The sequence below is a fragment of the Oerskovia enterophila genome (assembly GCF_001692445.1).
Taxonomy (GTDB): domain Bacteria; phylum Actinomycetota; class Actinomycetes; order Actinomycetales; family Cellulomonadaceae; genus Oerskovia; species Oerskovia enterophila.
The window spans coordinates 1-5,612 of the sequence record NZ_MAQA01000097.1 but is presented as its reverse complement, the minus strand read 5'-3'; the positions used below and the strand labels follow the sequence as shown (position 1 = coordinate 5,612).

Sequence of the window (5,612 nt, the reverse complement as noted above, 5' to 3'; positions counted from 1 at the left end):
ATCCAGGGGGCCGGAGCTGCGGCCCCGCCCCCTCGACCGTGGCCGCAGCTCCGGCCCCCTGGATCCGCCGCGCAGCCCCCGGGCTCGCCTTCTGCGCGCTCGCGACCGTCGTCGCCTACCTCCTCGCGCAGGTGGTCCCGCTCTCGCCCCTCGTGCTGTCCCTGCTCGTCGGGGCCGTCGTCGGCTCGGTGCTCGGAAGCCTGCGCCGCGCGCACGGGGCGAGCGACGCCGTCGGGCGGACGACGCGTGCCGCGCGGTGGGCGGACGCCCTCACCGCCCGGACCCAGGAGGGGACGCGGTGGACCGCGATGCGCGTCCTGCGCGCGGGCGTGGTCCTGCTGGGGCTCCAGCTCTCGCTGCCCGAGGTCCTCGCGCTCGGCTGGCGCGGCCTCGCGGTCGTGGCGCTCACGGTCGCCGTGACCTTCAGCGCGACGCTCGCCCTGGGGCGCGTGCTGCGCGTCCCGCGCGTGACGTCGCTGCTCGTCGCGACAGGGTTCTCGATCTGCGGCGCGGCCGCGATCTCGGCCATGCAGGGCGTGGTCGGGGGAGGCGACGACGACGAGTCGCGCCGCGAGGCCGACGACGCCGTGGCGACGGCCCTCGCCCTCGTGACGATCTTCGGGTCGCTCGCGATCTTCGTCCTGCCGTGGCTCGCCGGGCTGCTCGGGCTCGCCGACGACCGCGCCGGGCTCTGGATCGGGGCGAGCGTCCAGGAGGTCGCCCAGGTCGTGACCGCAGGAGGTGCAATCTCCGCCGCGGCGCTCGCGACCGCGACCGTGAGCAAGCTGGCCCGGGTCGTGCTGCTCGCGCCGCTCGTCGCGGGCGCCGGGGTGCTGCGGGCGCGTCGGGAGCGCGTGGCGCGCCCTGCGGACGTCGAGGCCGCCACGGGGGCCCGTGCGGCCCGTAGGACGCCCCCGGTGCCCCTGTTCGTCGTGGGCTTCCTCGCGGCCGTGCTGGTGCGCAGCACGGGCCTGCTGCCCGCGTCCGTCGTGGAGGTGACGACCGTGGTCACGACGTTGCTCTTCACCGCGGCGATGTTCGCGATGGGCCTCGGGGTCGACGTCGCGCACCTGGTCCGCACGGGCCGGCGCGCGCTCGTGCTCGGGACGGCCTCGGCCGCGGTCGTGACCGGAACCTCGCTCGTTGCGGTGCTGGCGCTGACCTGAGCCTCCTCGCGCACGGTGGAGGAAGCTCTGTCGACGCCGAGGCCGGGCCCGGAGCAGAGGCCCGCGCATCGGCGAGGCGGCGCCCGGACGTCCCGGGCGCCGCCTCGGCGCTCGCCCTACCGGACCGTCGCGTCCCAGCGCCAGCGGGTGCGGCGCGCGAGGCCGGGCAGCTCGCGGCGGCCCGTCGCCCACACGAGGACCTCGGCCGCGGGGAGGCCGCGCGTCGCGTCCGGCAGGTCGGGGAAGAGCCGCGTCAGCACCCGTGCGCTGAGCCCCTCGGGCAGGGAGGGGGCGACGCCCGTGAGCCCTTCGAGGATGTCGCGCCCGTGCACGAGGATCTCGACGATCCCCATGGCCGCGAACCCCTGCGGGTCCGAGAGCCCGTACGGATGGTAGGCGCGGGCCGAGTCCGGGCGGGCGCCCACCTGGGCCGCGAGCAGCTCGCCGCCCGCGCGGAGCACCTCGGCCATCCCGGCCGGGCCGGCCTCGCGCTTGACGTGCGCGATCTCGTCCTCACCCTTGGGGCCGGCGAGCGGCAGGTAGTCGAGCAGGGGGAGTCCCGCGACCTGGAGCGCGTAGGCCAGGAGGTCGTCGACAACGTGCTCGGCCGTGGCCCAGCACGACCACCGCACGGGCCCGGCCTGCGCGTCGAACGCGGCGTCCGGGTGGTGCGCCACGCCGTCGGCGAGCCAGCGCGCGGCGGTGCGGACGTCGTCGGGCGTGACGGGACCCGGTACGAGACGGACCGGCGAGAGGTCCGCGTCCTCGGGCTGCGCGCTCACTCGTCGACCATGCCCGCGTCGGTACCGAGGACACGGTCCGCTCGCCAGCACTCGGCCCGGTAGGGGAGGTCGATCTCGGTGAGCCCCGCGAGCGCGGGGTGCGTCGCCGCGAGGTGGTCGACGGCGTCGAGCAGCTCGTCGCGCTCGGCAAGAGGCAGCGTGAGCAGGTGGCTCCGGGTCGCGGCGAGCGTGCGCAGGCCCGCGGCGGGGAGGCGGTCCGCCCAGGGGAAGGTCGCGTGCACGAGCGGCGTGAAGGCCTCGTCGACCCCGTCGAGCGACGGTGTGCGGTGGACGGGCTCGAGCGAGTCGCCGCGGTGGATGATCTCGGTGAACTGCTCGACCCAGTCGACCGTGTGGTCGCGGACGTTCCAGACGACGCCGAGCCGCCCGCCGGGGCGCAGCACGCGTGCGATCTCCCGGACGGCGGTCGCGACGTCGAACCAGTGCCAGGCCTGGGCCACGAGGACCGCGTCGACGCTCCCGTCCTCGAGCGGGATGCGCTCGGCCGTGCCGGGCAGGACGTGGGCACCGGGCACGGCGTCCTGGAGCTGGGCGCGCATGCCGTCGGAGGGCTCGACCGCGGTCACGTGGAGGCCGCGCGCGACCAGCTTCTCGGTGAGCTTGCCGGTCCCGGCCGCGAGGTCGAGCACGTGGCGGGCCCCGGCGGGCAGCATCCAGTCGATCGCTGCGTCGGGGTAGGAGGGACGGACGGCCCGGTAGTCGCCGGCGCCCGCGCCGAACGAGGATGCGCGTTCCGCGTGGGACGCGCGCGGGATGCTGGCGGACGACGGCTCGGGAGGCGCTGCGGTGCTCATGTCTTCGACGGTGCCACGTCGGGAGGGCGTGGTCCACCGTTTCCGAGCGGTTGCATGCGACGTGTCGGACGCGGCGGTGCCCGACGGCGGCACGTCCGTTCCGGACGGAGGCTCACCGCGGGGCGCGGGAGGGATCGGGCAGGGGCTGACAGGGCAACCGAGGGCGATTTGGCCGGACCGGGACTCTCCGGTAATGTTTTCTCTCGGTGAGGCGCTCACCCGAAGCCCGGGAACGGGAAGAGGGCGCGGTGCCGATACCTCCTTGGGGTATGGTGTAATTGGCAACACAACGGTTTCTGGTACCGTCATTCTAGGTTCGAGTCCTGGTACCCCAGCGCAGAGCAAGTAGCGCATCGCGTCGGTCAAACCGACACGAATCGTGCAGTACAGTTCTCAACGGCACGGCGCCCCTCGGGGTGACGAGCTTAGGCCCCCATCGTCTAGCGGCCTAGGACGCCGCCCTCTCACGGCGGTAACACGGGTTCAAATCCCGTTGGGGGTACGTAGTACGAGGCCTGGCCATCGTCAGATGACCGGGCCTCGATGACGCTCGATCACTCTTCGGAGTGTGAGAGCGGTCCAGGCCCCCATCGTCTAGCGGCCTAGGACGCCGCCCTCTCACGGCGGTAACACGGGTTCAAATCCCGTTGGGGGTACCAGCGCAAAGCCCGATCATCGAGAAGATGGTCGGGCTTTCGTCGTTCGTGGGCCAGGGCGGCCTGCCGAGGAGCGACATCTCGGTGGTGCTAGGTTTCTGTGATGTTCGTCGAGACGGCCTGCAGGGTCTGCGGATGGTCCGATCCGGCGCTCCCGGAAGACCTGTGGCGCGGGGGGACTCCTCTCCACGTGATCTGCGACTGCTGCGGTTCCGAGAGCGGGGTCGAGGACATCTCCTGGCGCACCGCGCTGCGGGCCCGGAAGGCGTGGCTCGACGCGGGGGCGCAGTGGTTCGCGCCCGAGGAACGGCCGGCCGACTGGGACCTGACCGCTCAGCTCGTGCGTCTCAGGAGCTGATGACCGCCCGTCCTGCAGTGAGGTCCGTCACGCCCTCCGCAGGCTCGTCGCCGAGCAGCCAGTCCAGGGCGTCACGGGCCGTCCATGCGCCCGCGTGCCGCTCGGCGAGCCGGGAGGCACCGGCGACGTCGACCCCGAGCGTGACGAGCGGTGGCTCGACGTACCCGTCGGCGCGGGTCTGCCCCAGCCCGACGTTCGCTGCCAGCGAGTTGCACAGGCAGGACCGGCCGACGGTGTCCGCTGCATCGCCGCCCTTGCGCTCGTACATGTGGACCGGCTCGGCGGGGCACCGGTACGCGACCTTGCCGTCGTCCTTCTGCACGGGGGTGCGCAGGTAGCCCAGGTCGCACAGCCGGGGACGGGCGGCGGTGAGGCCGACGTCGGCGAGCGTGCCGGGGAGCTGCGCGACCTTGAACGGGAACCCCGTGGGTGACGTGAGGGCCTCGGTCCGGACGTCGAGCGTCCCGTCGCGCAACCGGGCCAGGACGTCGTCGCGCAGCACGGGGTCGAGTCCCGACTCGGCCGCGAGCGCGAAGAGGCTCCCGACCTGGACGCCGGCCGCTCCCGCCTCACGGGCGGCGACGAGCGCCTCGGGCGACCCCTGCGCGCCCGCGATCCAGAAGGGCAGCCCCAGGGCCGCGACCTTCGAGAGATCGGCCTGGTCGCGGGGACCGAACACGGGCTGGCCGACCTCGTCGAGGGTCAGGCGTCCGCGGGGAGGCGCGTTGTGACCGCCTGCTGGAGGCCCCTCGACGACGAACCCGTCCGGGCGGGTGCGGTCCTCGCGCACCAGGTGCTCGGCCAGGGCATGAGCCGAGACGATCGCGAGGAACGTCGGCCGGGACACGGCTGGCAGCGACTCTCCGAGGAGCGCCTCGGGATCGAAGTCGACCGTGTGGTTGCTCCCTCCGACGACCGTCACCGGGAACTCGACGTGCTCGTGCTCGGCGAGCTGGTCGAGCAGGTGCGGGACGTCCCGGGGGATCCCGGCCCCCGTGACGACGTAGTCGGCGCCCGCGAGCATCGACCCGTAGGCCGCGGCGGGGGCCGCCATCTGGATCTTCTCGAGAAAGTTGATCCCCACGCGCCCGTCGTGCCCCTCCTTGGCGAGCCACACCTCGACGAAGCTGCCCAGGACCATGAGCTCCTGCGCGAGCCGGGTCTGACGGAGCGCGAGGCGTGGCACCGGGGCATAGGGCTGGCCCGCGCTGCGTCCCTCGGGGCGGAAGTAGCGAGCGAGGACCCGCTGCGCGAACCGGGGGACCGGGAAGGCCGCGAGGGCCCGGCGCACCGCGCCGTCGCGGTCACCGTTCTGCAGCCTGCGCGCCAGCACCAGGTCGAGGGCCGTGCCGGACACGAGGCCGAGCTGCCCCGCGTGGGCGACCGCGGACGCGAGTCGCCAGGACGAGACCGCCATGCCCATCCCGCCCTGGATGACCCGCGGGAGCGGCGGGCACGACGACGGGACGGTCAAGGAAAGCGTGGTCACAGGTGGACCCTTCTCATGCCTGGTGCGAGCGCTGCTGCCACCGCCGAGCGGGTGGTTACTGCACCGTAGGTTGTGGGGCGGCGCGCAGCCAGGGTCCAAGGACCCGAAGGTTCGGGGACATCGACGAGACGCACCGCCGCAGTGGCGACGGTGCGGCGTCTCCCGAGGTCAGACCGGCGGCGGAGGGACCGGGGGCTCGGTGCGCCGCACGGGCGAATCGGTGCGGTGGTCGATCCGCACGAACGCCGCACGGTCCTCGTCCGAGACCTCCCAGGCCGGACCGTCCGCCTCGCCGTCGGTGCCGTCTGGGAGGTCCGCTGGAGGGGGCGGGGGGACGGTCCGGCCT

The 5,612-nt window shown here is 73.9% G+C and carries 5 protein-coding genes and 3 tRNA genes; 5 read left to right on the top strand and 3 right to left on the bottom strand.

Translation table 11 applies throughout. The features are described from left to right. Nucleotides 1-1,166 (top strand): YeiH family protein (locus OERS_RS20195; RefSeq protein ID WP_211268530.1); only part of this gene is annotated, 1,166 nt, incomplete at its 5' end. A 116-nt stretch (nt 1,167-1,282) separates the two neighbouring features. Here the strand turns inward: OERS_RS20195 and OERS_RS20190 are convergent. Continuing rightward, the gene (locus OERS_RS20190; RefSeq protein ID WP_056648180.1) at nt 1,283-1,948 is read right to left on the bottom strand and encodes a hypothetical protein; all 666 of its coding nucleotides are present in this window, start codon (nt 1,946-1,948) and stop codon (nt 1,283-1,285) included. Further along, entirely contained in the window at nt 1,945-2,763 is an 819-nt protein-coding gene (locus OERS_RS20185; protein ID WP_211268529.1) for a class I SAM-dependent methyltransferase, read from the bottom strand. Before OERS_RS20185 ends, OERS_RS20190 begins: the two co-directional genes overlap by 4 nt. 263 nt (nt 2,764-3,026) lie before the next feature. On the opposite strand from OERS_RS20185, the gene OERS_RS20180 reads away from it, so the two are divergent. The 4 genes from OERS_RS20180 (at nt 3,027) to OERS_RS20165 (ending at nt 3,777) form a co-directional block, all read left to right on the top strand. After that, a tRNA-Gln gene (locus OERS_RS20180) sits at nt 3,027-3,098 on the top strand. A gap of 94 nt (nt 3,099-3,192) precedes the next feature. Continuing rightward, nucleotides 3,193-3,265 (top strand) — tRNA-Glu (locus OERS_RS20175). Nucleotides 3,266-3,346: 81 nt separating this feature from the next. Further along, nucleotides 3,347-3,422: transfer RNA gene (locus OERS_RS20170), tRNA-Glu, on the top strand. Between the two features lie 100 nt (nt 3,423-3,522). After that, nucleotides 3,523-3,777 carry a hypothetical protein gene (locus OERS_RS20165; RefSeq protein ID WP_068627771.1) on the top strand — a complete coding sequence of 85 codons (255 nt, stop codon included), beginning with the start codon at nt 3,523-3,525 and terminating at the stop codon, nt 3,775-3,777. Here OERS_RS20165 and OERS_RS20160 read toward each other — a convergent pair. Then, nucleotides 3,767-5,266 carry a beta/alpha barrel domain-containing protein gene (locus OERS_RS20160; RefSeq protein ID WP_211268528.1) on the bottom strand — a complete coding sequence of 500 codons (1,500 nt, stop codon included), beginning with the start codon at nt 5,264-5,266 and terminating at the stop codon, nt 3,767-3,769. The two genes, OERS_RS20165 and OERS_RS20160, sit on opposite strands and share 11 nt — an antisense overlap. Nucleotides 5,267-5,612 lie beyond the last annotated feature (346 nt).

Bases quoted from the DNA above. Each gene is read 5' to 3' on its own strand.
- OERS_RS20185 (WP_211268529.1), bottom strand. From the start codon at position 2,763: ATGAGCACCGCAGCGCCTCCCGAGCCGTCGTCCGCCAGCATCCCGCGC.
- OERS_RS20165 (WP_068627771.1), top strand. From the start codon at position 3,523: ATGTTCGTCGAGACGGCCTGCAGGGTCTGCGGATGGTCCGATCCGGCG.